Origin of the sequence: Kitasatospora sp. SC0581, from assembly GCF_048159585.1 — a bacterium.
GTDB lineage: Bacteria > Actinomycetota > Actinomycetes > Streptomycetales > Streptomycetaceae > Kitasatospora.
In genome coordinates this window covers 634,597-659,942 of record NZ_JBLRWA010000001.1, presented here as the reverse complement: position 1 = coordinate 659,942, position 25,346 = coordinate 634,597, and the positions used below count along the sequence as shown (strand labels likewise).

The window sequence follows — 25,346 nt, the reverse complement described above, 5'->3', positions numbered from 1 at the left end:
AGGTCGGTCGCCTGCGGTCGGTAGGGGTCTGAAGTCGGTGCGTCAGGAGGTCAGGAGGTCAGGCGGGCGGCGAGCACCGGGCCGATGACGGCGAGCGCCTCGGTGCCCGTCATCGCGCCGTGGGTGCTCGGCACCTCGTGGACGTCGAGCCGGCCGCCCAGGTGCGGGCGCCAGCTCTCCGGGTCGGGGGCGTCGGCCGGCCGGTCCTTGGCGGCGGTGAAGAACACCGCGTCGCCGTCGTAGCCGGGCAGCGGGAGCGCGTGGGACAGCTCGGCGTTGGCCTGGAAGACCGAGACCACCCGGGCCACCCCGGCGCCGCTGAGGCCGGCCAGCGGGCCCTCGCCGTCGCGGACGAGCGCGGCGTAGCCGTCCTCGTCGGCGGGCCAGGCGGTGACCTCCCCGGCCGGGTGGCCGAGCGAGTCGAGGATCACCGCGAGCTGCGCCGGGTCGTCCCGCCACTGCTCGGGCCCCGGCTCGCCGGTGCCCGGGTAGGCGTCCAGCAGCGCGAGCAGCCGGACCTCCTCGCCCTGGCGGCGCAGCAGCGCGGCGATCGCGTGGGCGACGGCCCCGCCGAACGACCAGCCGAGCAGGGCGTACGGGCCCTCGGGGCGGACGGCGCGGATCCGGGCCAGGTAGGTCCGGGCCAGCTCCTCGACCGAGGCCGGGTGCGCGGCCGGGTCGGCCAGGCCGGGGGCCTGGAGGCCGTAGATCGGCTGCTCGGCGTCGAGGTGGCGCAGCAGGCCGGTGTAGACCCAGCTGATGCCGGCGGCCGGGTGGACGCAGAACAGCGGCGGGCGCGAGCCGCGGGTGCGGATCGGCAGCAGGACGGGGAAGCTCTCGGCGGCCGGGCCCCGGGTGAGCCGCTCGGCCAGCCGGGCCACGGTCGGCGCCTCGAACAGCGTGCGGACGCCGACCCGGTCGCCCTCGCCGACCAGGTCGCGCAGGCCCGCGACCAGCCGGCTGGCCAGCAGCGAGTGCCCGCCGAGCTCGAAGAAGTTGTCGTCCACGCCGACCTTCTCCAGTCCGAGCAGGTCGGCGAACAGGCCGCAGAGCAGCTCCTCCTGGGGCGTCGCGGGCGCCCGCCCGGAGCCGAGCCAGGTGGTGTCGGGGGCCGGCAGGGCCTTGCGGTCGACCTTGCCGTTGGCGGTCAGCGGCAGGGCGTCCAGGGCGACGACCGCCGAGGGCACCATGTAGTCCGGCAGGGACGCGCCGACGTGGGCCCGCAGTTCGGCCTGGTCGACCGTCCGCCCGGGGTGGGCGACGGCGTAGCCGACCAGTCGGCGGTCGCCCGGCCGGTCCTCCCGGACCAGCACGAACGCCTGGGCCAGGGAGGGGTGGCGGGCCAGCACGGCCTCGATCTCGCCGGGCTCGATCCGGAAACCGCGGATCTTCACCTGGTGGTCGGTGCGGCCCAGGTACTCCAGGGTGCCGTCGGCCTGGCGGCGGACCAGGTCGCCCGAGCGGTACATCCGGCTGCCGGGGGCGCCGTACGGGTCGGCGACGAAGCGCTCGGCGCTCTGGCCGGGCCGGTTGAGGTAGCCGCGGGCCAGGCCGGCGCCCGCGATGTACAGCTCGCCCTCGACCCCGGCCGGGACGGGCTGGAGCGCGGCGTCCAGGACGTAGAGCCGGGTGTCCAGCACGGGCCGGCCCATCGGCGGGGCGATCCGGCCGGCGAGCGGTTCGCTCATGCTGGCGCAGACGGTGGACTCGGTCGGGCCGTAGGCGTTGACCATCCGCAGCCGGGCCGACCAGTGCTCGACCAGGTCGGGCGGGCAGGCCTCGCCGGCCACCACCAGGGTGCCGCCCTCCGGCAGCGCGTCCGGGGCGAGGACGGCCAGCGCGGTCGGCGGCAGGGTCAGGTGGGTGACGCCCTGCTCGGCGATCAGCTCGGTCAGCGAGGGGCCGGGCAGCAGCTGGTCGGCGTCGCCGAGGACGGCCCGGGCGCCGGTGAGCAGCGCCATGCCCAGCTCCCAGACGGCCGCGTCGAAGGACGGCGAGGCGAACAGCAGCACCCGGCTGTCCGGGGTGACGGCCAGGCCCCGGCGCTGGCTCTCCACCATGGCGGCGAGGCCGGTGTGGGTGACCACCACGCCCTTGGGGCGGCCGGTGGAGCCCGAGGTGTAGATGACGTACGCGGCCGAGTGCGGGGTGATCGCGGTGCCGGTGAGGTCGTGCGCCGGGTGGCCGGAGGCGTCCAGGTCCTCGATCAGCAGCCGCGGGACGGTGCTGTCGGCGAGCAGGCCGTCGGCCAGCGCCCGGCTGGTGAGGACCAGCGCGGGCCGGGCGTCGTCCAGCATGTAGGCGATCCGGTCGGCCGGGTAGCGCGGGTCCAGCGGCTGGAAGACCGCGCCGGCCTTGAGCACGGCGAGCTGGGCGACGATCAGCTCGATCGAGCGCTCCAGGGCGATCGCGACGAACCGCTCGGGGCCCGCGCCGTGCTCGATCAGCAGCCGGGCGAAGCGGTTGGCGCGCTCGTTCAGCTCGCCGTAGGTGACCTGCTCGGCGCCGAAGGAGAGCGCGACGGCCTCCGGGCGGGCGGCGGCCCGGGCCTCGAAGAGCGCCGGGAAGGTGCCGAGCGGGAGGTCCTCCCGGGTGTCGTTCCAGCCGGTGAGCAGCTGCTCGCGCTCCTCGGGCGCCAGCACCTCGACCCGGCCCACCGCGAGGTCCGGGTCGGCCAGCACCGCGCGCAGGGCGCGCTCGAAGCGGGCGGCCGTCGCCTCGGCGGTGGCCCGGTCGAACAGGTCGACGGCGTACTCCACCGTCAGGCCCAGCCCGGCGGGCGCGCCGGCCGCGTCGAAGCTCTCGCTGAAGGCGAAGGTCAGGTCGAACTTGGCGAGGTCGGAGTCCAGTTGCTCGACCCGGCCGGGCAGGCCGTCGAGGCCGATCTCCCCGGCGTCGCCGCCGGAGGTCAGCATCACCTGGCAGAGCGGGTGGCGGGCGGTCGAGCGCACCGGGTTGAGCAGCTCGACCAGCCGCTCGAAGGGCACGTCCTGGTGCTCGAAGGCGTCCAGGGTGGAGACCCGCACGCGCTCCACCAGCTCCCGGAAGCTCGGGTCGCCGGAGAGGTCGGTGCGCAGCACCAGGGTGTTGACGAAGAAGCCGACCAGGTCCTCCAGCGCCTCGTCGGTGCGGCCGGCCACCACGGTGCCGATCGGCAGGTCGGTGCCCGCGCCGATCCGGCCCAGGGTGGTGGCGAGCGCGGCCTGCATCACCATGAAGACGCTGGCCCGGCTCTGCTGCGCCAAGTCGACCAGGGAGGTGTGGAGTCCGGCGTCCATCCGCAGCTCGACGGCGGCGCCGAGGCGGCTCGGGGCGGCGGTGCGGTGCCGGTCGAAGGGGAGCGTCAGCTCCTCCGGGAGGTCGGCCAGGGCCTGCTGCCAGTAGGCGAGTTGGTCGGTCAGCAGGGCGCTGGGCCGCTCGTCGGTGCCGAGCAGCTCGTGCTGCCAGAGGGTGTAGTCGGCGTACTGCACCGGCAGCGGCTCCCAGCCGGGGGCGGTGCCGGTGCGGCGGGCCCGGTACGCCTCGGCGAGGTCGCGCACCAGCGGGACCACGGACCAGCCGTCGGTGGCGATGTGGTGCATCAGCACCAGCAGGACGTGCTCCTGGTGCGGCAGCGACAGCAGGGTGGCGCGGACCGGCAGGTCGCGGGCGAGGTCGAAGACCTGCGACCCGGCCTCGGCGAGGGCCGCCGCGAGCTCCTCCTCGGAGGCCACCGAGGCGGTGTGCAGCGGGAGTTCGGGGTTCTCCAGGAGCAGCTGGTGCGGCTGCCCGTCGGTGGTCGGGTAGACGGTGCGGAGCACCTCGTGGCGCTCCAGCACGTCCGCCAGGGCCGCCTGGAGGGCGGCGGCGTCGACCGGGCCGGTCAGCCGGAGGGCGCACGGGGTGTTGTAGAGCGCGCTCGGCCCCTCGAACTGGTCGATGAACCAGAGGCGTTGCTGCGCGGGGGAGAGCGGGACGCGGTCGGGGCGCTCGACCGGCCGCAGGGCCGGACGGGCGGCGCCCGGGGCGGGCAGCGCCTCGGCGAGCGCGGCCACGCTGGGGGCGTCGAACAGCGTGCGGACGGGCAGCTCGGTGCCGAGCGCGGTGCGGATGCGGCCGACCAGCTTGGTGGCGAGCAGCGAGTGGCCGCCCAGGTCGAAGAAGCTGTCGTCGATCCCGATCCGCTCCAACCCGAGGACGTCGGCGAAGAGTTCGCACAGGGCGCGCTCGGTGTCGGTGCGCGGGGCGCGGCCCTCGGCGCCGCCGGTCCAGTCCGGGGCGGGCAGGGCGCGGCGGTCCACCTTGCCGTTGGCCGTCACCGGGAGGGCGTCGAGGACGACCACGGCGGCTGGGAGCATGTAGCCGGGCAGGCTGTCGGCGACGGCGGCGCGCAGCTCGGCGGGAGTGCCGTCGCCGGTGGCGTACACCACCAGGCGCTTGTCGCCGGGCCGGTCCTCGCGGACCACGGCGAAGGCCTGGCCGACGCCCGGGAGGGCGGTGAACGCGCCCTCCACCTCGCCGAGTTCGATCCGGAAGCCGCGGATCTTGACCTGGTCGTCGGCCCGGCCGAGGAACTCCAGCACGCCGTCGGCGGTCCAGCGGACCAGGTCGCCGGTGCGGTACATCCGGGCGCCGGGCTCGCCGAACGGGCAGGCGACGAAGCGCTCGGAGGTCAGGCCGGGGCGGCCGACGTAGCCGCGGGCCAGGCCGGCCCCGGCGATGTACAGCTCGCCGGCCACACCGGCCGGGACGGGCTGGAGCGCGGTGTCCAGCACGTACAGCCCGGTGTTGTTCAGCGGGCGCCCGATCGGCACCACGGCGGGGACGGGCTCGCCCGGGGCCATGGTGAAGGTGGTCTTGATGGCGGTGGTCTCGGTGGGGGCGTACACCGCGACCACGGAGGTGTCCGGGCAGGCCCGGTGGAGCCGGCGGACGGACTCCGGCGGGACGACGTCGCCGCCGGTCCACACCTGGCGGACGTTGCGGAAGGCGGCCGGGTCCTCGTCGGCCATCAGCCGCAGCAGGCCGGACGGGGCCTGGACCAGGGTCACCTCGTGGGTGGTGATGGTCTCGGCGAGGCGGCGGATGTCCAGCTCGCCGGGCTCGGCGAGCACGATCGCCCCGCCGGTGACCAGCGGCGCCCAGATCTCGGTGGTGGAGGCGTCGAAGGCGGTGGGCGAGTGCAGCAGCACCCGCTCGTGGTGGCCGGCCCGGAAGTGCGGGTTGCCCAGCAGGTCCACCACGTTGCGGTGGGTGACGGCGACGCCCTTGGGCACCCCGGTCGAGCCCGAGGTGTACATCACGTAGACCAGCTGGCCGGGCAGGACGGGCACGGCCGGGTCGCCCGCCGCGGGGGCCCCGGCGAGCAGCGCGTCGGTGACCTCGACGGTGGCGAAGCCCTCGGTGGCGAGCACCGGGTGGCCCTGGTGGGCCGGGTCGACGAGCAGCAGGGCGGTGCGGGTGTCGGCGAGGATGTGCTGGAGCCGGTCCAGCGGGTAGCGGTCGTCCAGCGGGACGTAGGTGCCGCCCGCCTTGGCGATCGCGAGGACGGCGGTGAGCAGCCCGGCGGAGCGCTCCATCAGCACCGCGACCGGCTGCTCGGTGGTCAGGCCGCGCTCCAGCAGCAGGGTGGCGAGCCGGTTGGCGCGGTCGTTCAGCTCCGCGTAGTCGAGCCGCTCGGTGCCGGAGACCAGGGCGAGGGCCCCGGGGGTGGAGGCGGCCTGGGCCTCGAACAGCCGGGGCAGGCTCTGCTCGGCGACCGGCGCGGCCGGCCCGTTCCAGCCGGTGAGCAGCTGCTCGCGCTCGGCCGGGGCGAGGATCTCGATGCCGCCGATCGGGGCGTCCGGGGCGGCCACGGCGGCGCGCAGGACGCGCACCAGCCGCTCGGCGAGGGAGACGGCGGTGGCGTGGTCGAAGAGGTCGGCCGCGTAGTCGACGGCGGCGCGCACGCCCAGGCAGGTGCCGTCGGCCGCGAGCCGCTCGACGAAGTTGAAGTTGAGGTCGAACTGGGCCTGCGCCTCGCCGACCTCGACCGGGGTGCCCGTCGCGGTGCCGAAGGCGAGGTCGCCGGCCTGCTCCGCGTTGAGCGTGACGACGGTCTGGAAGAGCGGGTGGCGGGCGGGGGTGCGGGTGGGGTTGAGGTGCTCGACCAGGCGCTCGAAGGGGATGTCCTGGTGGTCGTAGGCGTCCAGGTTCGCGCGCCGGACGCGGTCGAGCAGCTCGCGGAAGCTCGGGTCGCCGGAGGTGTCGGTGCGCAGCAGCAGGGTGTTGACGAAGAAGCCGACCAGGTCGTCCAGGGCCTCGTCGGTGCGGCCGGCCACGGGGGTGCCGAGCGGCAGGTCGGTGCCGGCGCCGAGGCGGGTGTAGAGGGTGGCGACCGCGGCCTGCAGCGCCATGAACAGGCTGGCGTGCCGGCCGGAGGCCAACTCGGTGAGCGCGCCGTGCAGTTCGGCGTCCAGCTCGAAGTCGGCGGCGCCGCCGCGGCGGCTCGGTCGGGCCGGGCGCGGCCGGTCGTAGGGGAGCGCCAGCTCCTCCGGAAGGTCGGACAACTCCCGCCGCCAGTGGGCGAGTTGCAGGGAGACGACGCTCTCCGGGTCGTCCTCCTCGCCGAGCAGCTCGCGCTGCCAGAGGGTGTAGTCGGCGTACTGCACCGGCAGCGGCTCCCACCGCGGCTCGGTGCCGGTGGTCCGGGCCCGGTACGCCTCGGCGAGGTCGCGGAAGAGCGGGGCGACCGACCAGCCGTCGCTGGCGATGTGGTGGGTGAGCAGCAGCAGGACGTGCTCGTCCGGCGCGGGCAGCGCGTACAGCCAGGCCCGCACGGGCAGGTCGGCGGCGAGGTCGAAGACCTGCCCGGCGGCCTCGTGCAGCAGCGCGGGCAGCTCGGCCTCGTCGGCCACCGGCACCCGGTGCAGCGTCGGGCGCCCCTCGGTGAGGATGTGCTGGTGGGGCTGGCCGTCGGTGGTGGGGAAGACGGTGCGCAGCACCTCGTGCCGGTCCACCACGTCCCCGAGCGCGCCTTCGAGGGCGGCGGCGTCGAGCCCGCCGGTCAGCCGGAGGGCGAACGGAGTGTTGTAGAGGGCGCTCGGTCCCTCGAACTGTTCGATGAACCAGAGCCGCTGCTGGGCGAACGACAACGGGATCAAGGTCTGCCTCCGACTGGCGACGTACGGCTGCTGTGGCTGGTGGGGCTGCGGTGCCCGGTGGTGCGGAGCGGTCGTGCGGCGGGGGCGGGCCGTGCCGGTGGCGCGGCCCGCGTCCTGCCGCGGGTCAGGCCTGGCCGCTCGGGCGGCGCATCGGCCGCAGGGCCGGGCGGGCCTTCTTCGGCGCGGGCGCCGCCTCGCCCCCGGGCAGGACGGCGGCGAGGGCGGCGACCGTTGGCGCGTCGAACAGCGTGCGGATCGGCAGTTCCGCGCCGAGGGTGGCGCGGATCCGGCTGACCAGCCGGGTGGCGAGCAGGGAGTGGCCGCCGAGGTCGAAGAACCGGTCGTCGATGCTGACCGTCTCCACGCCCAGCACCTCGGCGAACAGGGCGCACAGCTCCCGCTCGCGCTCGGTGCGCGGGGCGCGGCCCTCGGCCGCCCCGGCGTACTCGGGCGCGGGCAGGGCCCTGCGGTCGACCTTGCCGTTGGCCGTGACCGGCAGGCTGTCCAGGACGACCACGGCGGCCGGGAGCATGTAGGCGGCGAGGCGGTCCGCGACGAAGGCGCGCAGCTCGCCGTCGGTGGCCTTGCCGGTGGCGTACACCACCAGGCGCTTGTCGCCCGGCTGGTCCTCGCGGACCACCGCGAGCGCCTGGCCGACGCCCTCGTGGGCGGTGAACGCCGCCTCCACCTCGCCGAGTTCGATCCGGAAGCCGCGGATCTTGACCTGGTCGTCGGCCCGGCCGAGGAACTCCAGGACGCCGTCCGCCGTCCAGCGGGCGAGGTCGCCGGTGCGGTACATCCGGCCGCCATCCCCGTCGAAGGGACAGGCGACGAAGCGCTCGGCACTGAGCGCCGGGCGGCCGACGTAGCCGCGGGCCAGGCCGGCCCCGGCGATGTACAGCTCGCCCGCCACCCCGGCCGGGACGGGCTGGAGCGCGGCGTCCAGCACGTACAGCCGGGTGTTGGCCAGCGGGCGCCCGATCGGCACCACGTTCGGCACCGCCGCGGCGTCAGGCATCGGGTACTGGGTGGCGCACAGGGTGGTCTCGGTCGGCCCGTACAGGGCCCGCACCGCGATGCCGGGGACGGCCTCCAGCACCCGGCGCACGGCCGGGGCGGAGACCACGTCGCCGCCGGTCAGCACCTCGCGCACACCGGCGAAGATGCCCGGGTCCTCCTCCGCGATGACCCGGAACAGACCGGCGGTGACGTGGACGTGGGTGAGCGCGTGCTCGCGGACCAGCCCGCGGATGGCGGCCGCGTCCAGGTCGCCCCGCGGCGCGACGACCACCTGGCCGCCGGAGAGCAGCGGCACCCAGATCTCGTAGGTCGAGGCGTCGAAGGCGTGCGGCGCGTGGAACAGCACCCGCAGGCCCTCGTCGTGCCGCCAGCACGGGTCGGTGGCGAGCTGCACCACGTCCCGGTGGCTGATCGCGATGCCCTTGGGCTCCCCGGTGGAGCCGGAGGTGAACATCACGTACGCGAGCTGCTCCGGGTGGGGCGCGGCCCGGTGGGCGCGCCGCTCGCGCGGACCGTCGAACCAGCCCTCGGTGAGCGGCAGGACGGGGCAGGGGGCGTCGGCGGCCAGCGGGTGGTCGCGGTGCGCCGGGTCGACCAGGACGAGCGCGGCGGCCGTCTCGGCGGTGATCCGCCGCAGCCGCTCGGCCGGGTGCCGGTCGTCCAGCGGGACGTAGGTGCCGCCGGCCTTGGCCACCGCGAGGATCGCGGTCAGCAGGTCGGCGGAGCGGTCCATCAGCAGGACCACCGGCGTCTCGGCGCCGACCCCGGCGCGGGCCAGGTGCGCCGCCAGGTGCTCGGCCCGGGAGTCCAGTTCGGCGTAGCTCAGCCGCTCGGTGCCGAAGACCACGGCCGGCGCGTCGGGGGTGGCGGCGGCCCGCGCCTCGAACAGCTCCGGCAGGGTCGCGTCCGGGACGGGAGCGGCGGTGTCGTTCCAGCCGGTGAGCAGCTGCTCGCGCTCGGCCGGGGCGAGGATCCCGATGCCGCCGATCGGCGCGTCCGGGGCGGCCGCGGCGGCGCGCAGGACGCGCAGCAGCCGCTCGCCGAGGGCGGTGGCGGTGGCGTGGTCGAAGAGGTCGACCGCGTACTCGACCGCCACCGTCAGGCCCGCCTGCGGGCCCTGCTCGGTGAAGCGGAAGGACAGGTCGAACTTGGCGACGTCCAGCTCGAAGGGGTGCTCCGCGCAGCCCAGGCCGCCGAACTCGGCCGGCACCGTGACCCGGCTCTCCAGCGCCACCAGGGTCTGGAAGAGCGGGTGGCGGGCGGGGGTGCGGGTGGGGTTGAGGTGCTCGACCAGGCGCTCGAAGGGGATGTCCTGGTGGTCGTAGGCGTCCAGGTCGGCGCGCCGGACGCGGTCGAGCAGCTCGCGGAAGGTCGGGTCGCCGCTGGTGTCGGTGCGCAGCAGCAGGGTGTTGACGAAGAAGCCGACCAGGTCGTCCAGGGCCTCGTCGGTGCGGCCGGCCACGGGGGTGCCGAGCGGCAGGTCGGTGCCGGCGCCGAGGCGGGTGTAGAGGGTGGCGACCGCGGCCTGCAGCGCCATGAACAGGCTGGCGTGCCGGCCGGAGGCCAACTCGCCGAGCGCGCCGTGCAGTTCGGCGTCGACGGTGACCTCCACCAGGCCGCCCCGGTGCCCCGGCACGGCCGGGCGCGGACGGTCGTAGGGGAGCGCCAGCTCCTCCGGGGCCTCGGCCAGGGCCTGCTGCCAGTAGGCGAGTTGGTCGGTCAGCAGGGCGCTGGGCCGCTCGTCGGTGCCGAGCAGCTCGCGCTGCCAGAGGGTGTAGTCGGCGTACTGCACCGGCAGCGGCGCGCGGGTGGGCGCGGCGCCGGCGGTCCGGGCCCGGTAGGCCTCGGCGAGGTCGCGGAAGAGCGGCCCGACCGACCAGCCGTCGCTGGCGATGTGGTGCATCAGCACCAGCAGGACGTGCTCGTCGTTCGGCAGCGACAGCAGGGTGGCGCGCACCGGCAGGTCGTGGGCGAGGTCGAAGACCTCCTCGCCGGCCGCGACCAGGGCCGCCCGCAGCTGCCCCTCGTCGGCCACCGGCACCTGGCGCAGCGACAACCCGCCCGCCTCGACGACCTGTTGGTGCGGCTGGCCGTCGACGGTCGGGAAGACGGTGCGCAGCACCTCGTGCCGCTCCACCACGTCCCGGACGGCCTGCTCCAGGGCGGGCAGGTCGACGGCGCCGGTGAGCCGGACCGCGACGGGGGTGTTGTAGAGCGCGCTGGGGCCCTCGAACTGCTCGATGAACCACAGGCGTTGCTGGGCGGAGGAGAGCGGCACGCGCTCCGGCCGCTCGGCCGGCCGCAGGGCCGGGCGGGCCGCCGCGGAGTCGGGCAGGGCGGCGGCCAGCAGCGCCACCGTCGGGTTGTCGAAGAGCGTGCGGATCGGCAGCTCGGCGCCGAGGCCGGCGCGGATGCGGCTGACCAGCTTGGTGGCGAGCAGCGAGTGGCCGCCGCGGTCGAAGAAGTTGTCGTCGATGCTGATCCGGGCCAGCCCGAGGACCTCGGCGAACAGCGCGCACAGGGCCTGCTCGGTGGCGTTGCGCGGCTCGCGCCCGCCGTCGGCGCCGTTGTAGTCGGGCGCGGGCAGGGCCTTGCGGTCCACCTTGCCGTTGGGGTTCACCGGCAGCTCGTCGAGGACGACGATCGCGGCGGGCAGCATGTAGCCGGGCAGCCGCTCGGTGACGAAGTCGCGCAGCGCGTCGGCCCGCACCTCGCCGGTGACGTACGCGACCAGGCGCTTGTCGCCCGGCTGGTCCTGGCGGACCGCCACGCAGACCTGGCCGACCTCCGGGTGGGCGGTGAACGCCGCCTCCACCTCGCCGAGTTCGATCCGGAAGCCGCGCAGCTTGACCTGGTCGTCCGCTCGACCGACGAACTCCAGTTCGCCCGCGGGCGTCCAGCGCACCACGTCTCCGGTGCGGTACATCCGGCCGCCGGGCTCGCCGAACGGGCAGGCCACGAAGCGCTCGGAGGTCAGGCCGGGGCGGCGGACGTAGCCGCGGGCCAGGCCGGAGCCGCCGATGTACAGCTCGCCGGGCACGCCGACCGGCACCGGGCGCAGCCCGGCGTCCAGCACGTACAGCCGGTTGTTGGGCAGCGGCCGGCCGATCGGCACGACGGCCGGCACCTCGGCGGCCGAGGTCATCGGGAAGTGCGTGGCGAAGGTGGTCGTCTCGGTCGGCCCGTAGACGTTGATCAGCCGCAGCCCGGGGCAGCTGTCCAGCACCCGCCGCATGGCGACCGGCGAGGCGATGTCGCCGCCCGTCCACACCTCGTGCAGCCCGGTGAAGGTCTCCGGGGCCTCGGCGGCCAGCACGTTGAAGAGGCCGACGCTGATCCAGGCGGAGGTGGTCCGCTCGTGGCCGATCACCGCCGCCAGCTCGGCGATGCCGAGCCGGCCGGCCGGGGCGATCACCAGCTGGCCGCCGGAGAGCAGCGGGGTCCAGATCTCGTAGGTGGAGGCGTCGAAGGCGGAGGGCGCGTGCACCGGCAGCCGCTCGTGGCCGCCTCCGGTGAACTGGCCGCCGAGCGCGAGGTCCACCACACCGCGGTGGGTGATGGCGATGCCCTTGGGCACGCCGGTCGAGCCGGAGGTGTGCATCACGTACACCAACTGGTCGGCGCGCTGCGGCAGTCCGAGGTTCTCGGGGTGCTCCTCGGCATGCGGGTCGAGCACCGTCAGTCCGGCCAGCGCGGGGTGCTCGCGGTGGGCGGCGTCGGCCAGCACCAGGGCGGCCCCGGCGTCGTCGAGGACGGTCCGCAGCCGGTCGGCGGGCTGGGCGTCGTCCAGCGGGACGTACAGGCCGCCGGCCTTGAGCACGGCCAGGATCGCCACCACCTGGGCGGCCGAGCGGTCGATCATCAGCGCGACCGGCGTCTCCCGGACCACCCCGGCCTCGACCAGCCGCAGCGCCAGGCCGTTGGCCCGGGCGTTGAGCTGCGCGTAGGTCAGCTCGGCGTCGTCCGCGGTGAGCGCGAGCGCGTCCGGGGTCGCGGCGGCCCGCGCCTCGAACAGCTCGGGCAGCGAACCCTCCGGCAGCGGGGTGCTGGTGCCGCTCCACTCGGTGACCAGCTCGGCGCGCTCGGTCGCGGTCAACACCTCGACGGTGCCGACGAGTTCGGCCGGGTCGGCGACGATCCGGTCGAGCAGGGCGAGGAAGCGGTCCAGCAGGGCGCGGGCCTCCCCGGTGGTGAAGGCGTCCGGCTGGTGGTCCAGCCGCAGCTGGAGGCCGTCGCCGGGGGTGAGGGCCAGCACCAGCGGGTAGTGGGCGCTGTCGACGTCCTCGACCAGGGTGACGCGGGTGGCGCCGCTCGGGTCGGCGTCGTCCAGCGCGGACGGGTCCGGGTAGTTGCCGTACACCGTGACGGTGTCGAACAGGCTTCCCATGCCGGCGAGTTGCTGGATCTCGGTGAGGCTGAGGTGCTGGTGGTCCAGCAGCGCGGACTGCTCGTGCTGGAGGCGCAGCAGCAGCTGGCCCCAGCTCTCCGCCTGGTCCAGGCGCACCCGCACCGGCACGGTGTTGATGAGCAGGCCCATCATCCGCTCCACGCCCGGCAGGTCGTGCGGCCGGCCGGAGACGGTGGTGCCGAACAGCACGTCCTCGCGCCCGGTGAGCCGGGCCAGTAGCACGCCCCAGGCCGCCTGGACCAGGGTGTTGAGGGTGACGCCGTAGCGGCGGGCGGTGCGGGCGAGGGCCTCGGTGCTCTCCGGGGAGAGCCCGGTGTGCAGGCGCAGCGGCAGCTGCGGGACGGCCGCCGAGCGGCCGGGGGCGAGCAGGGTGGGCTCGTCGGCGCCGGCCAGGGCGTGGGCCCAGGCGGCGCGGGCGGTGTCGCCGTCGCGCCGGGTGATCCAGCGCAGGTACTCGCGGTACGGGGCGGCCGGGGCCATCGGCTGCTCGAAGTACAGCGCCCACAGCTCCTCGGCGAACAGCGGGGTCGACCAGCCGTCCAGCAGGATGTGGTGCGCGGAGGCGATCAGCTGGTGGCGCCCGGGGGCGAGCCGGAGCAGGGTGTAGCGCAGCAGCGGCGGGCGGTCGAGGTCGAAGCGGCGGCCGTACTCGGCGGCGGCGATCCGCCCGGCCTCCGCCTCCGGTTCGGCGTGGCCGCTCAGGTCCACGACGGTGAAGGGCAGTTCGACGCCGTCCGGGACGACCTGCACCGGCGGGCCGTCGTGCCGCTGGTGGAAGGCGGCCCGGAGGTTGGGCTGGCGCACCAGCAGCGCCTCGGCGGCGGCGCGCAGCCGGTCGGCGTCCACCGGGCCGTCGAGGTCGAAGGTGACGACCGAGGTGTAGACGTCCGCGCCGTCGGCGTCGTACGCCGAGTGGAAGGCCATGCCCTGCTGGAGCGGCGAGGTCGGCCAGACGTCGACCAGGCGGGCGGGGGCGTGGTGGGCGGCGAGCCCGTCCAGCTCGTCCTGGGTGACGGCGACCAGCGGGAAGTCGGAGGGGGTGTGCCCGCCCGCGTCCGGCCGCTCGGCGTGCTCGGCGAGCGCGCCCAGCGCGGCGAACCAGGCCTTGGCGAAGGCCTGCACCCGCTCCTCGGAGAGCAGCCCGGTGGCGTAGGACCACTGGGCGACCAGCAGCGGGCCCTGCGGGGTGTCCACGGTGGTGGCGTCCAGGCCGAGCACCCGGCCGAGGGCGAGGCCGGTCGCGGCGCCCTCGGACATCGCCTCGGTGCCGGCGAGCACGTCCTCGGCGGTGACGCCCTCGGGCGCGAAGCGGCCCAGGTAGTTGAACTCGATCTGCGGGTCGGCGTGCCCGGCCAGCGCGGCGGCGGTGTCCGGGTTGAGGTGGCGCAGCAGGCCGAAGCCGATGCCGTTGTCGGGGACGGCGCGCAGCTGCTCCTTCACCCGGCCGAGGGCCCGGCCGAGTGCGGGGCCGGCCGCGGTGACCTCGGACCAGGGCAGCGCCCCGGGGGCGAGCCGGACGGGGTAGACGGAGGTGAACCAGCCGGCGGTGCGGTGCAGGTCGACGCCGTCGACGACCTCCTCGCGGCCGTGGCCCTCCACGGTGACCAGCACGGCGCCGTCGGGCCCGGTGGTCTCCTGGCCGCGCCAGTGGCCGAGGGCCAGGGCCAGCCCGGTCAGCAGCACGTCGTTGACCTGGGCGTGGTAGGCGGCGGTGACCTTGGTGAGCAGCGCCCGGGTGGTCGCGGCGGGCAGCACGAGCCGCAGCAGGCCCTCGGTGGCGTAGGTGTCCTGGGCCGGGTCCAGCGGGCGGCCGCCGAGCAGCGGGTCCGGGGTGGCCAACGCCGCCTGCCAGAGCGGGAGTTCGGCGGCCCGGCGGTCGGTGTTGGCCTCGGTGGTGAGGCGCTGGGCCCAGCGGCGGAAGGAGGTGGGCACCGGGGCGAGCTCGACGGCGCGGTCCTCGCGGAGCGCGGCGAGCGCGCCGAGCAGGTCCTCCTCGACGATGCGCCAGGTGACGCCGTCCACCACCAGGTGGTGGATCACCAGCAGCAGCTGCGAGGGCTGCTCCGGGCCGGCGTCGAAGCGCACGGCCTGGACCATCCGGCCGTCCTCGGGCGACAGGCGCCCGCGGGCGGCCTCCGTCTCGGCGCGCAGCGCGTCCGCGTCGGCCCGGCCCTCGACCCGGCGCAGCACGGCGTCGGCGGGGACGGCGCCGGGCTCGGGCACGTGCAGCGTCCAGGGGCGCTCGGCGAGCGGGGAGGTGCGGGCGCGGAACAGGTCGTGGTGGTCGAGCAGGGCCTGGACGGCGGTGGTCAGGTGCTCCCGCGTGGTGCCGGCGGGCAGGGTGAGCAGGGTGGACTGGTAGAAGCTCTCCACCGCGCCGTGCTGGGCGGCCAGCCAGTGCACGATGGGCGTCGGCGGCACCTCGCCGAGGCCGGACCCGGCGGGCTCGACGACGACCGGTCCCTCCAGCGGACGGGCGATCAGCGCCAGCTTCTCGACGGTCGGGGCGAGGAACACCTCGCGCGGGGTGAGCTGGAGGCCCGCGTGCCGGGCCCGGGAGACCAGCTGGATGGCCACGATGGAGTCGCCGCCGAGCTCGAAGAAGGAGTCCGTGACGCCCACCCGGGGCAGGCCCAGCACCTCGCCGAACAGCCGGACCAGGGTGTGCTCCAGCTCGCCGGCGGGGGCGCGGCCGTCCTCCTCGCCGGCGCCGAACACCGGCGCGGGCAGGGCGCGCTTGTCCACCTTGCCGTTGGGCGTGAGCGGCAGCCGGTCGAGCACCACGACGACGGGCACCATGTGGTCGGGCAGCCGCTCGGCGCAGTACGCCCGCAGCTCGGCCGGGTCGGCGGCGCCGACGGTGTAGCCGACCAGGCGGCGCTCGCCCGGGCGGTCCTCGCGGACCAGCACCACGGCCTGGCGCACCTCGGGGTGGGCGGAGAGGGTCTGCTCGATCTCGCCGAGCTCCACCCGGAAGCCGCGGATCTTCACCTGGTCGTCGGCCCGGCCGAGGAAGTCCAGCTGGCCGTCCGGGCGGTAGCTGCCGAGGTCCCCGGTGCGGTACATCCGGTCGCCGGGCTCGCCGTACGGGTCGGCCACGAAGCGCTCGGCGGTCAGGCCCGGGCGGTTCAGGTAGCCGCGGGCCAGGTGCGGGCCGGCCAGGTACAGCTCGCCGACGCTGCCCGGCTCGACCTGGCGCAGCTGCTCGTCCAGCACGTGGATGCGCACGTCCTGGCAGGGCCGGCCGATCGGGGGCAGCTCCTCGCCGGTGAGCGGCTCGCTCATGCTGACGATGACGGTGGCCTCGGTCGGCCCGTAGCTGTTGAGCATCAGCCGGCCGCGGCCGCAGCGGGCGGCCAGCTCGCGGGAGACCGCCTCGCCGCCGCCGATCAGGGTGCGCAGCGAGGGCATCGGCAGGTCGGGCAGGGTGGAGATCATCGCGGTGGCGACGTCGGCGTGGGTGACGCCGAACCGGTCGATCAGGGCGGCCAGCGGCTCGCCGACCAGCTGGCTCTGCTCGCGCGGCAGCACCAGGGCGGCGCCGGTGGTGAGCGCCACGGACAGGTCCGAGACCGAGACGTCGAAGCTGAGCGAGGAGGCCTGGAGCACCCGGCTGCCGGGGCCGACCCCGGTGGCGGCGACCTGGGTGCCGACCATGCTGGGCAGCCCGGTGTGGGTGACGGCCACGCCCTTGGGCACGCCGGTGGAGCCGGAGGTGTAGATGACGTACGCGGTGTTCGGCGCGCTCACCGGCCGTACCCGCTCGGCGGCGGTGAACCGGTCCCCGGAGCGCGCGGCCAGGTCGGCGAGGTGCTCGGCGGAGTCGATCAGCAGCCGGGGGGCGCCGGTCTCCGGCAGCTGGCCGGCGGCCCCGGCGGTGGTGAGCACCAGGGCGGCGCGGGAGTCGGTCAGCATGTGGCGCAGCCGCTCGGCCGGGTAGGCCGGGTCGGCGGGCAGCCAGGCGGCGCCGGTCTTGGCGACGGCGAGGATCGCGGCGATCGCCTCGGGGGACTTCGGCAGGGCCAGCGCGACGACGTCCTCGGTGCCCAGGCCGCGGGCGGCCAGCACCCGGGCCAGCCGGTTGGCGCGGGCGTCCAGCTCGGCGTACGTGAGGGTGGTGCCCTCGGCGTACAGGGCGGGGGCGTCCGGGGTGCGGGCGACCTGGGCGTCGACCAGCTCGGTGAGGGTCGGGCGGGTGTCGGGGCGGGCCAGCCGGGCGGCCAGCGCGGCGGGGGTGGGGGCGTCCGCCAGGACGGACGGTTCCAGGCGGACGCCGAACTCCTCGTGCACGCGGGCCAGCAGCCGCTCGGCGGCGGGCCGGTCGCCGCCCAGGTCGTAGAAGCCCGCCGCGGGGTCGACCGACTCCCGGCCGAGCACCTCCGCGAACAGTCGGCACAGGACCTCGGCCGCTTCCGGCCGCTGCTCGGATCTGTGCGTCTGCTGGACCCCGGACATGTGACTCTCTCCCTCGTGCGGCTGGCTCCCGCGGTGGCGGGAGCGGCGAGCTGGGTTGACCCCGGGGCGGTCGGCCCGGGGGTCGGCGGAGCGATGTTGCGGTCGTCTTGCGGTGCTGCGGTGTGCTTCGTGTGACGTCCGTGCGGCACACGGGTGCGGTGCGGCGGTGCGGAGGGTGGTGGCGCGCCGGTGCTGTTCGATGCACGCGCGTAGACGTCGGACACGGGACCGCGCCGGCGGCGTGACGGTGCGGCCGCGCGGCGGTGACGGGGTGCTGCGGTGGTGTGGTGGGGCGGTGTCGGCGGGCTCCGGCGGTGCGGTGCGCCGACGACCGGGCGAGCGGCCTGGTGAGGGGCGGCTCGGGTGCGGGGCGGTGCCGGGTGAGCGGCGGTCTGCCCCGGGTGCGTTGCCGAGGTGGTGCGCTGTCAGGTGGTGCCCTGCCGGGTGGTGCCCTGCCGGATGGTGCTGTGCCGGGTGCCGCGCCGCCGAGGTGGTGCGACCGGGTGAGCGGCCGTTCGGCGCGGATCCCCGTCCGGCGGCCGCGCGGTGCTCAGCGGTCCGACGGTCGGTGGGCGGTGGCCGGGGTCAGTGCTCGGACAGGTGCGCGATGAGGCTCTTCGGCCGCAGGTCCTGCCAGTTCTGCTCGACGTAGTCGAGGCAGTCCTGCCGTCCGGCGGCACCGAACACCTGCTGCCAACCGGCGGGCACCGGGCTGAAGGCCGGCCACAGCGAGTGCTGGCCCTCGTCGTTCGTCAGGACGAGGTAGCTGGCCTCGGCATCCTCGAACGGGTTCGCCATCGTCGGTTCCTCTCTGTTCGTAGCTGTGCAGATCTGGTTCGTAGCCGTGCAGAGCAGTGCGAGAAGGGGAGGAGCAGGGTGGTCGGACGTGACCGGATGTGATCAAACGGAGCCGCGGCTCACGGACCCCAGCCGGAGTCCTCGCTGGGGGCGTCGTGGGCGGTGACGGAGACCGTGGACAGGTGCGGCTGGGCGTGGAGCTGGAGGCCGACCACGGCGGCCAGCAGGACGGCGAGCATCCCGAGCATCTTGTGGACGCGGACGGCAAGGCTTGGCATCGCGAATTCCTCTTCCTGAGGAGGGCGGTCTGCCCTCTTCGCTCTGAAATGCATCCTGCCGAAGCCCCAAACGTGCTTGGAAGCTCTCACTGTGATCGTGAACACGCAATGCGGGAACCGGAAGCCCGGTCAGATCGTGCCAAAAACAGACAGACATGATCCAAGTCGTACCTGGGTCTGTCAGATCAGTGGTGGGAACTCCGTGGGCGCGTGGGACATCGCGGAGGACATCGCGGGGCGGAAGCGGGCACTCCGGCCCGCCGCAGCGAGCCCCGGCGCAACTCCTCCCGGACGGCGGGCCAGTCCTCGACCCACGGCCGGCCCGTCCCGGTCGGCGACTCCAGGGCGAGCGTCGCCAGGTAGGCGCGCTTGAGCGCCGCCCGTTCGTCCTGCACCCGCCCCGCGGACTGCTCGATCCGGCGCAGCCGGGCGTGCAGCCGCTCCAGCGCGCCCCCGCCGGTCAGCAGCCGCCGCGCCTCCGGGCCGAAGCGGAAACCGGGGGCCAGCAGCGGCCAGGCCGACCGCCACACCCGGAACACCTCGCGGTGGCTCGGCCCCCACTCCCGCTCGGCCTGGGCCAGCCGCTCCAGCGCCGCCGCCTCGGTCGGCGCCGTACAGGTCTCGCGCAGCGCCCGAGAGAGCGCGCCCCAGTCCTCGCCGGGCGCGTGCCGCAGCGCCGCGTGCAGCAGGTGCGCCACCGAACCGTGCACCACCGTGCGCGGCCACTGCTCGGCCGCCGCCTCCGCCAGCACCGCACCGGTGCCGCCCACCAGCACCCAGACCTCCCGCACCCCGCGCTCGGCGAGCCCCGCCAGCACCTGCGGCCACTGCTCACCGTCCGTGGCCGGCCACAGGCCCAGCACCTCGCGCCGGCCCTCGGTGGAGACCCCGAGCGCCAGGTGCACCAGCGGCCCGCCCGAGCGGCCGCTGCGCACCGAGTCGACGAAGACCACCGGGTAGACCGGATCGAGCCGCCGCCCGCGCCGCTCGGCGAGCTCGTCCAGCACCTGGTCGGTGATGGCCGAGACGGTCTCCCGGCTCAGCTCCACGCCGTACACCTCGGCCAGGTGCGCCACCAGCTCGCCCGAACTGAGGCCGCGCGCGGTCAGCGAGATCACCAGCCGGTCGAGCCCGGGCAGCCGCCGGGCGCGGGGGAGGACGGCCTTGGGGGTGAAGCTGCCCTCACGGTCCCGGGGCACCCGCACCTCGACCGGGCCGATCTCGGTGAGCAGCCGTCTGGCCCGGGCGCCGTTGCGGCCGTTGCCGCCGGGACCGGAGCCGTTGCCGGTGCCGCTGCCGTTGCTGTTGCCGTTGCCGGAGCCGCGCAGGTGCTCCTGGAGTTCGAGCTCCAGGGCGCCCTCGATCAGCTGCTTGGCGAAGGCCTGGAGAATCCCGCCGTCGCCCAGCAGCCGGACCGCGCCGGAGCCGACCTGCGCGGCGGCGGCCTCCGCCAACTGCCGCACCAGGCGCTGGTCCACCAGGCCGGCGAGGGCGGCGGGCGGTGCCGCCGGGTCGGAATCAGCTCGCAACTGGGGGTGCCTTCCGTCTGTAGGCCGTTCCGTGCACCGACCGCCCGCTCCGGACGTCCCGTCGGAACGCCAGGTGCGATGCGCCGGCAATCCCCCGGTCACCGCTGCCGGGTACGGTCACGACCGTGACCCCGGCTCCCCGTTTGCGTGCACGCCCGACTACCGTCAGCCGATGATTTCCGCGCCCTTTGGGCGTACACTCACGGCTGTCGGAGCCCGGGGGGCGGCTTCCGAACGGCAGTCACTTCCATCTTGCCGGTTCGGATGCCTGGCGGTAGCCGGTACGGGCATTCGTGAAACCGCAATGCCGAAGCCGGAAGGATGCCCAGATGTGCCCAAGTCAGGACAACTGCGCGGAAAGGGGAACACCCCAGCTCTGCGACCGGGGCATCGAGTTCTACCGCACGGCGCTGGCCGAGGGGGAGGCGGTCGGCGAAGCCCCCGAATGCCTGCTCGCGATGGGTCTGCTGCGCCCGCTGCCCGGCTCCGGTGACCGGCTCGTCCCCGTCCCGCCCGACATCGCCGCCACCGGACTGGCGCGGCCGCTCGAACTCGCCGTACTGGCCCACCAGGAGCGGCTCGCCGCGCTGCACACCTCCTTCCACGCCGCCGAGCACACCTACCGCGACGTCATGCGGCGCGCCAAGTTGCCGATCCGGCTGCTGGCGGGCGAGGAGATCAACCCCGCGCTGGAGAAGGCCGTCGCCGCCTGCAGCGAGGAACTGCTCACCGCCCAGCCGGGCGGCGGCCGCGGCCCCGAGCAACTGGGCGACGCGCTCCCGCGCGACCTCGCCCTGGCCGGCCGCGGCGTGCGCCAACGCACCCTCTACCAGCACACCGTGCGCTCGCACGGCCCGACGCTGGCCTACATCGAGCAGGTCACCGCCCAGGGCGCCCAGGTGCGCACCCTGAACGAGGTCTTCGACCGGGTGATCATCTGCGACCGCTCCACCGCCTTCATTCCGGCCGGCGCCGACCGCCAGGCCGCCGCGATGCTCATCGAACTCCCGCCGCTGGTCGAGTACCTGCTCAAGATCTTCGAGCTGATGTGGGAGCGCGCCGAGCCCGTCACCTACCAGCAGGGCCACCACCGCCCCCGGCTGCTGACCGCCCGCACCCGGCAGAACGTGCTGCGCCTGATGGTCAACGGCTACACCGACGAGGCCATCGCCTCCCGCCTCGGCATGAGCACCCGCACCGTGTCCAGCCACATCCAGAAGGCCAGCGAACTCCTCGGCAGCCGCAGCCGCGGCCACCTCGGCTACATCATCGCCCGCCAGGGCGTCCTGGACGAACCCCTCGACGAACTCTGACCGGCCCGCGCGCCGCGCGCTTCGCCCGCTTCGCCTGCTTCACCCGCTTCGCCACCGCCGGACCCGCCACGGGTCCGGCGGTGGCGCTTTCGGCGGTGCGTGCGGCCTTATGACAACGGCATTGACGTGTGGCGGCGCCGCCGGTTTCATGGCTCGCACTTCCGGCCCGCGTCACCCCCCACGACCGGTACGGGAGCTTCCCCCACACGCGCACCCCACGACCAAGGCGGTGATCCGTTGGCATCGACGGTGAAGGACACGGGCGGCGGTCCGAGAGCGGACGCGGCAGGAACGCACGTCGCGATGCACAAGTCGCTCGGTCTGCTGGACGGGGCGGCGATCGCCGCCTCCAGCACGGCCGCCACCAGCAGCATCGGGATCGGCCTGGGGCTGATGGCCGGGGTGGTCGGCCTGCACCTTCCGGCGATCATGCTGCTGGCCTTCCTGCCGGTGCTCGCCATCGCCGGCGGGTACGGGCGGCTGAACGCCGTCGAGCCGGACGCGGGCAGCAGCTACCGGTGGGTCGGGCGAACCCTCAGCCCCTGGTTGGGCTTCCTCACCGGGTGGGTGAACACCGTGGGGACCGTCGTCTTCATGGCGTACACCACGACCGTCACCGGCTCCTCGATCGTCCAGCTGCTCGACCAGGCCCACGTCCGCAGCGTGGCCGGGCTGCGGCTCGACGCCGACTCCACCGTCCAGTGCACCCTGATCGGCCTGGTGGTGCTGGTGGGCGCCGCGCTGGTCGCGGTGCGCGGACTGGACCTGGCGGCCCGGCTGCAGAAGGCGCTGCTGGTCTTCGAGTACGCCGTCCTGCTCGGCTTCTGCGGCTACGGGCTGTTCGCCGGCGACCAGCCATTCTCGCTCCAGTGGTTCAACCCCTTCGACATTCCCTCCTTCGACGCCGTCGCCCAGGGCATGGTGCTGGCGGTGTTCTGCTACTGGGGCTTCGAGTCGGTGTTCAGCGTCGGCGAGGAGGTGCGCGACCCGCGGGACGCCTCCCGGGGCGGCCTGCTGGCCCTGGTGGTGATGCTGGCGCTGTTCCTGCTCGCCGGCACCGCCTTCCAGCGGGTCCTGCCGATCGACGAGCTGGCCGACAACGGCGCCCACGGGCTGACCTACTTCGGCACGAAGCTGGCCGAACAGCCGCTGGCCGCACTGCCGTTGATCGCGCTGATGTTCTCCGCGGTGGCCTCGCTGCAGTCCTCGGTGATCCCGACCGCGCGCGGGATGTACGCGATGGGGCGCGACCGGGTGCTCGGCCCGGTCTGGACCCGCCTGCACCCCCGGCACGCCACGCCCGCCGTCGGCACCCTGCTGATCACCGGCGTCGCCGTCGCCCTGGCGCTGGCCTCCATCGCCATCCCGACCGTCAACGACCTGATCTCGGCCGCGGTCAACGCGATCGGCATCGTCGTCGCCCTCTACTACGCGCTGACCGCCGTCGCGGCCGCCGTCCGGTTCCGCCACCTGCTGCGCACCGCCCCGCTGGAGGGGCTGCGCGCGGTGGTCGGGCCGCTGCTGGGCGCGGCGGCGCTGCTCGCCGTCGGCGGCTACCTCGCCTGGACCTTCTACGACTCCACGGACCACTTCGAACTCGCCGCCGACAATGGTTGGTTCGAGCTGTCCGTGGTGATCATGATGATCGTCAGCGGGCTGCCGGCGGCGGCCTGGGCCCGCTGGCGGCGGCGCTCGCCGTACTTCCTGCGGGAGGACGCGGCGGCCGGGTAGCCGCCCGTACGACGCACGACCAGGCACGACCACGCGAGAACGGAGCACCACCCATGACCCAGGCCGATCTGGTCTTCACCCATGGCCCCGTCCACACCGGCGACGCGGCCCGCACCCGGGCGAGCGGGCTGGCGGTCGTCGGCGAGCGGATCGCCGCCGTCGGGCACGACGAGGTCCGGGAGCTGATCGGGCCGCGGACCGAGGTCGTCGACCTCACCGGCAAGCTGCTGCTGCCCGGCTTCCAGGACGCGCACATCCACGCCGTGTTCGGCGGCGCCGAGCTGGCCTCCTGCGACCTCACCGGGACGGTCGGCGTCGCCGACTACCTGGAGCGGATCCGGGCGTACGCCGAGGCCCACCCGGACCAGGAGTGGATCACCGGCAGCGGGTGGTCGATGGAGAGCTTCGAAGGCGGCCTGCCCACCCGGCAGCTGCTCGACTCCGTCGTCCCTGACCGGCCGGTGTACCTCACCAACCGGGACCACCACGGCGCCTGGGCCAACACCCGGGCGCTGGAACTCGCCGGGCTCACCGCCGACACCCCCGACCCGGCCGACGGGCGGATCGAGCGCGAGGCCGACGGCACCCCCGGCGGCACCCTCCAGGAGGGCGCCACCGCCCTGGTCGCCCGGCTGCTGCCGCCCGCCACCGCCGCCGACCGGCTGGCCGGACTGCTCCGCGCCCAGCGGCTGCTGCACTCGCTCGGCATCACCGGCTGGCAGGACGCGCTGCTCGGCGAGTTCAACGGCCAGCCGGACCCGTCCGACGCCTACCTGGCCGCCGCCCGCTCCGGCGCGCTGACCGCCCGGGTGACCGGCGCGCTCTGGTGGGACCGGGACCGCGGCGCCGACCAGATCCCCGACCTCGTGCGGCGGCGCGGGGACCTGGCCCACGGACGGTTCCGGGCCGGCTCGGTGAAGATCATGCAGGACGGCATCGCGGAGAACTTCACCGCCGCGATGACCAGCCCGTACCTGGACGGCTGCGGCTGCGCCACCGCCAACTCCGGCCTCAGCTTCGTCGACCCGGAGGCACTGCGCGGGTACGTCACCGCACTGGACGCGCTCGACTTCCAGGTGCACTTCCACGCGCTCGGCGACCGGGCCGTGCGCGAGGCGCTGGACGCGATCGAAGCCGCCCGCACCGCCAACGGCCGGCGCGGCGCCCGGCACCACCTCGCCCACCTCCAGGTGGTCCACCCGGACGACCTCCCGCGCTTCGCCCGGCTCGGCGCCGTCGCCAACATCCAGCCGCTCTGGGCCGCGCACGAGCCGCAGATGGACGAGCTGACCATCCCGTTCCTCGGGCCGGAGCGGGCCGCCTGGCAGTACCCGTTCGGCTCCCTCCAGCGGGCCGGCGCCACCCTCGCGGCGGGCAGCGACTGGCCGGTGAGCAGCCCGGACCCGCTGGCGGGGCTGCACGTGGCGGTCAACCGGATGGAGCCGGAGGCCACCGACGGGCGGGTCTTCCTGCCCGAGCAGCGGCTCGACCTGGGCTCGGCCATCGCCGCGTACACGGCCGGCAGCGCGTACCTCAACGGGCACGACGACGCCGGGGTGCTGGCCGTCGGGCGGCTCGCGGACCTGGTGGTGCTCGACCGGGACATCCTCACCGGGCCGCCGGAGGAGATCGCGCAGGCGCGGGTGGAGCGCACCTACGTCGGCGGGGAGCTGGTGCACGCGGCGGACTGACCGCGGCAGGGGCCGGACCGGCCGCCGGTGGTGGGCGCACGGGGGCCCACCACCGGCGGCCCTCGCGTTCCCCGGCAGGGGTTCGGCGGACGGGGGTTCAGCCCCCGGCGGCCCGCAGCCGGGCCTCGGCGGCGTCCAGCAGCAGGTCCAGGGCGTACGGGTAGCCGCTGCGGCGCATGTCGGCGGTGAGCAGGTGGGCGGTGGCCGCGATGTGGGGGTGCTCGGCGGCGTCGAGCCGGGCGTAGGAGGCCTGCCAGACCTCGAGGTCGGCGTTCTGGGCGGCGGACGGCAGGGCGAGGGTGGCGGCGTCCAGGGCGGCGAAGCCGAGGCTCTGGTCGACGAAGGCGTGGTAGATCCGGACGGCCTCCGGGTCCGGGAAGCCCGCCGTGCGCAGGACGCCGAGGATCGCCTCGACGGCGGCGATCTCGTGGGCGCGGCCGGTGGTGCGGTGGGCGGCGAGGATGGCGGCCTGCGGGTGGGCCAGGTAACTGGCGTGGATGCGCAGGCCGATGGCGCGCAGGTCGGCGCGCCAGTCGCCGGTGGGCCGCCAGTCGTGCTGGGCCCGGCCGATCAGCTCGTCGGCGACGGCGAGCAGCAGGTCGTCGGTGCTGTGGAAGTAGCGGTAGACCGCGCTCGGATCGGCCCCGAGCGCGGCGCCCAGCCGCCGCACCGTGAGCGCCTCGGCGCCGTGCCGGCCGATCAGCCGGATCGCGGTGTCGACGATCAGCTCGGCGGAAAGCACCACACCCTGCTTGGTGGGTCGCCGCCGCCGCCGTTGCGGCTCGGGGACTACGCGGTCGGTCATGCGCCCGAGGTTATGTCAAGGATGCTGACACAAACCAGGGGTCGGGAGCGGAAGCCCGGCCTCAGCAGGAGACGGTGCGGCACGCGGCCGCCCGGGCGCCGAAGCCGCGGACGGCGGGGGAGGCGCGGGAGGCGTGGGGGGCGGGTTCCGGGGCCGCGTCGGGCGAGGCCCGGGAGCGGGCGTGCACGGGCATTGGT

The 25,346-nt window shown here is 75.2% G+C and carries 8 protein-coding genes and 2 pseudogenes; 3 read left to right on the top strand and 7 right to left on the bottom strand.

Translation table 11 applies throughout. From position 1 onward, the window contains the following. Positions 1-50: 50 nt before the first annotated feature. From ACLWS4_RS02760 to ACLWS4_RS02740, 5 genes and pseudogenes are all read right to left on the bottom strand, one after another. Positions 51-7,118 (bottom strand): annotated as a pseudogene (locus ACLWS4_RS02760) (amino acid adenylation domain-containing protein); the annotation flags it as partial. Between the two features lie 127 nt (positions 7,119-7,245). Further along, positions 7,246-17,004 (bottom strand): amino acid adenylation domain-containing protein, encoded by a 9,759-nt coding sequence (locus tag ACLWS4_RS02755; RefSeq protein ID WP_416873243.1) that lies wholly within the window; start codon positions 17,002-17,004, stop codon positions 7,246-7,248. Positions 17,005-17,589: 585 nt separating this feature from the next. Beyond that, entirely contained in the window at positions 17,590-17,802 is a 213-nt protein-coding gene (locus ACLWS4_RS02750; protein WP_049649760.1) for an MbtH family protein, read from the bottom strand. 119 nt (positions 17,803-17,921) lie between these two features. Continuing rightward, positions 17,922-18,080, bottom strand: coding sequence for a hypothetical protein (locus tag ACLWS4_RS02745; RefSeq protein ID WP_158077742.1), 159 nt, complete (start codon positions 18,078-18,080; stop codon positions 17,922-17,924). A 266-nt stretch (positions 18,081-18,346) separates the two neighbouring features. Then, positions 18,347-19,609: pseudogene (locus ACLWS4_RS02740) on the bottom strand (IS256 family transposase); the annotation flags it as partial. Positions 19,610-19,938: 329 nt separating this feature from the next. On the opposite strand from ACLWS4_RS02740, the gene ACLWS4_RS02735 reads away from it, so the two are divergent. The 3 genes from ACLWS4_RS02735 (at position 19,939) to ACLWS4_RS02725 (ending at position 24,344) form a co-directional block, all read left to right on the top strand. Then, on the top strand, positions 19,939-20,922 hold the full coding sequence (locus ACLWS4_RS02735) for a helix-turn-helix transcriptional regulator (protein ID WP_049649231.1): 984 nt from the start codon (positions 19,939-19,941) through the stop codon (positions 20,920-20,922). 303 nt (positions 20,923-21,225) lie between these two features. Further along, positions 21,226-22,653, top strand: a complete 1,428-nt coding sequence (locus ACLWS4_RS02730) for an APC family permease (RefSeq protein ID WP_049649220.1) — start codon at positions 21,226-21,228, stop codon at positions 22,651-22,653. A 53-nt stretch (positions 22,654-22,706) separates the two neighbouring features. Then, complete coding sequence (locus tag ACLWS4_RS02725; RefSeq protein ID WP_416873242.1) at positions 22,707-24,344, top strand: amidohydrolase; 1,638 nt, start codon at positions 22,707-22,709, stop codon at positions 24,342-24,344. Between the two features lie 97 nt (positions 24,345-24,441). On the opposite strand, the gene ACLWS4_RS02720 is transcribed toward ACLWS4_RS02725, so the two are convergent. Next, a complete protein-coding gene (locus ACLWS4_RS02720; protein WP_117490533.1) occupies positions 24,442-25,149 on the bottom strand; it encodes a TetR/AcrR family transcriptional regulator in 708 nt (235 codons plus the stop codon). A 61-nt stretch (positions 25,150-25,210) separates the two neighbouring features. Then, positions 25,211-25,342: a hypothetical protein gene (locus tag ACLWS4_RS02715; protein ID WP_416873241.1), complete on the bottom strand. Its 132-nt coding sequence runs from the start codon at positions 25,340-25,342 to the stop codon at positions 25,211-25,213. Positions 25,343-25,346 lie beyond the last annotated feature (4 nt).

Excerpts from the sequence above, each read along its gene's own strand:
- ACLWS4_RS02755 (WP_416873243.1), bottom strand. The coding sequence starts at position 17,004 with ATGTCCGGGGTCCAGCAGACGCACAGATCCGAGCAGCGGCCGGAAGCG.
- ACLWS4_RS02750 (WP_049649760.1), bottom strand. The coding sequence starts at position 17,802 with ATGGCGAACCCGTTCGAGGATGCCGAGGCCAGCTACCTCGTCCTGACG.
- ACLWS4_RS02745 (WP_158077742.1), bottom strand. The coding sequence starts at position 18,080 with ATGCCAAGCCTTGCCGTCCGCGTCCACAAGATGCTCGGGATGCTCGCC.
- ACLWS4_RS02735 (WP_049649231.1), top strand. The coding sequence starts at position 19,939 with ATGTGCCCAAGTCAGGACAACTGCGCGGAAAGGGGAACACCCCAGCTC.
- ACLWS4_RS02730 (WP_049649220.1), top strand. The coding sequence starts at position 21,226 with ATGCACAAGTCGCTCGGTCTGCTGGACGGGGCGGCGATCGCCGCCTCC.
- ACLWS4_RS02725 (WP_416873242.1), top strand. The coding sequence starts at position 22,707 with ATGACCCAGGCCGATCTGGTCTTCACCCATGGCCCCGTCCACACCGGC.
- ACLWS4_RS02720 (WP_117490533.1), bottom strand. The coding sequence starts at position 25,149 with ATGACCGACCGCGTAGTCCCCGAGCCGCAACGGCGGCGGCGGCGACCC.
- ACLWS4_RS02715 (WP_416873241.1), bottom strand. The coding sequence starts at position 25,342 with ATGCCCGTGCACGCCCGCTCCCGGGCCTCGCCCGACGCGGCCCCGGAA.